Genomic DNA, 2,031 nt, shown 5'->3' on the forward strand with positions numbered 1-2,031 from the left:
GGCCTCAACGTGCTGATCGACCCCACGCTGTGCGATTTTGCGGGCCCCCTGGGCCGCTTCGGTGCCCCGCGCCGTGTGCCTGCGCCCCTGGCGCCCGAGGACCTGCCGCCCATCGATGTGGTCCTGATCTCGCACAACCACTACGACCACATGTGCTACGGCACCTTGCGCCGCCTGCTCGACGCGGGCCAGTCGCCCCGCTTCGTGGTACCGCTGGGGCTGGCCGACTGGTTCACACAGCGGGGCATGGGCCCCGTCACCGCGCTGAACTGGTGGGAGCACACCGACATCGCGCCCGGCGTGCGCGTGGTGTTCACGCCGTCGCAGCACTGGAGCCGCCGCACCCCGTGGGACACCAATGCCTCGCTGTGGGGCGGGTACCTGCTGGAATGGGCGCGCCCGCAGACGGCGGCGCCCTGGCGCTTTCTGTTCCCGGGCGACACGGGCTACAGCGACGACTTCAAGGCCATCCGCCAGCGCCTGGGGCCGGTGGACTTTCTCGCATTGCCCATCGGCGCCTATCTGCCCCGCGACTTCATGAAGCCCATGCACGTGAACCCCGAGGACGCCGTGCAGCTCATGCTGGACGTGGAAGCCAGGCAGGCCATGGGTGTGCACTGGGGCACGTTCATGCTGACGCAGGAGGCCTTCGACCACCCGCCGCGCGACCTTGCCGCCGCGCTCGCGCAGCGTGGCCTGCCGCTGGACCGCGTCTGGCTCATGCGGCAGGGCGAGACGCGCGCCATACCGCTGCCATAGCGCTGCACCGGGGTTGGCGCAGCAACCGTGCTCACGCCACGCGCTGCACCGACATCAGGGCCATGTACAGAAAGCCCCGGCCCGTGGGCACGCGGTACACGCCCTGGGCGCCCAGCACCTGCGCGGCCACGCCCGACAGCTCCCAGCCATCGGTGGCATCGCCCTTCCACAGCGGCACCGTGAGGTGCAGGAAGCCTTGGGTTTCACCCCACTCCCGCACCGCAGCGATGCGCGACACCACCGGGGCCTCGTTGTGGAAATTGGCCCAGGCCCACAGCCAGGTGCCGCTGGCCTCCGACACGGAGCCGATGAACTCGATGTCAGCCACCAGACGGGGCACACCGCCGTCTGAAAAGGTCAAGGTGCCTGCCGCCTGGTCGTAGTCCCAGCGTTCAAAGTGCGAGATGCCGTGGTCCTGCTCCAGTGCGCGCTGCTTGTCCCGCAGCGCATGGTGCCCCTGTGTCACCGCATCGATCCAGGCGGCTTCGGCATCACCGTCCAGGGCCTCCACGCTGCGTGCCATGGCGTCCTGGTAGCAGTGGTGGCACAGGATCTGGAGGTCCAGGCAGTCCGCGTTGTGTTCGTTCCACTCGCCGCCTGTCTTGAGCAGCTCGGTATGGCAGCTCGCACACCAGGCGTCCGGATAGGGGGTGTCTGGCGACGGTGCATCGCAAAACCAGCGCTGCACCGGGTGGCGGCACAGGTGGCCGCACACGTAGGTGGGCGCGGCCTCTCCGTGCTCGCCGCACTGGATGGATGTCTGCTCTTCGTTCATGGAGAAGGTGCTCAGCCGCAGGTGCGCAGCGTCTTGCCCGCCATGGCCGTGCGCAGCACATCCAGCTGTGCCCGCAGCGCGTCGTTCACGGCGGACAGGCGCAGCGTGAAGCCGGGGGATTCGGCGCGCTCCTGGATCACGCGCGCCGTGCGCACGCCTTTGTTGCCAAGGTTGGCCAGCTCGCGCTCGGCCGCCTCTTTCGATGCGAAGCGGCCCAGCGACAAGCCCAGTTCGAGCGTGCCCCCGGCGCGGTCGTGGTCCACCTTGCGGGCGCGCAGCTCGGCACGTTTGCGGTCCAGTGTTTCCACGTCGTCAAAGCGCCCCATGTAGACCATCCAGCGGCCCGGCACGGGCGTGGGCTCCAGCGTCCAGCTGCCTGAGGGCAAGCCAGCAGCCGCCGTGCGCAGCACTTCGGCCTGGCGCTCGTCGAAGACGCCGGCCTGCAGGCACTCCGCAGAGTCTGCGGGGGCCGGGGCAGCCGGTGTGGAGGCGGGGGT

Annotated in this window: 3 protein-coding genes; 1 reads left to right on the plus strand and 2 read right to left on the minus strand. The window is 69.6% G+C overall.

Annotated elements, in window-relative coordinates:
• Nucleotides 1–759, plus strand: a 759-nt coding sequence (locus tag DBR23_RS08060; protein ID WP_108497884.1) for an MBL fold metallo-hydrolase, incomplete at its 5' end; no start/stop codon positions are given.
• A 31-nt stretch (nt 760–790) separates the two neighbouring features.
• On the opposite strand, the gene DBR23_RS08065 is transcribed toward DBR23_RS08060, so the two are convergent.
• Both DBR23_RS08065 and DBR23_RS08070 read right to left on the minus strand, forming a co-directional pair.
• Nucleotides 791–1,534: a DUF6882 domain-containing protein gene (locus DBR23_RS08065; protein WP_056742793.1), complete on the minus strand. Its 744-nt coding sequence runs from the start codon at nt 1,532–1,534 to the stop codon at nt 791–793.
• A gap of 11 nt (nt 1,535–1,545) precedes the next feature.
• Nucleotides 1,546–2,031, minus strand: a 486-nt coding sequence (locus tag DBR23_RS08070) for an SPOR domain-containing protein (RefSeq protein WP_108497885.1), incomplete at its 5' end; no start/stop codon positions are given.

This window comes from Acidovorax sp. HMWF018, assembly GCF_003061035.1.
GTDB lineage: Bacteria > Pseudomonadota > Gammaproteobacteria > Burkholderiales > Burkholderiaceae_C > Acidovorax > Acidovorax delafieldii.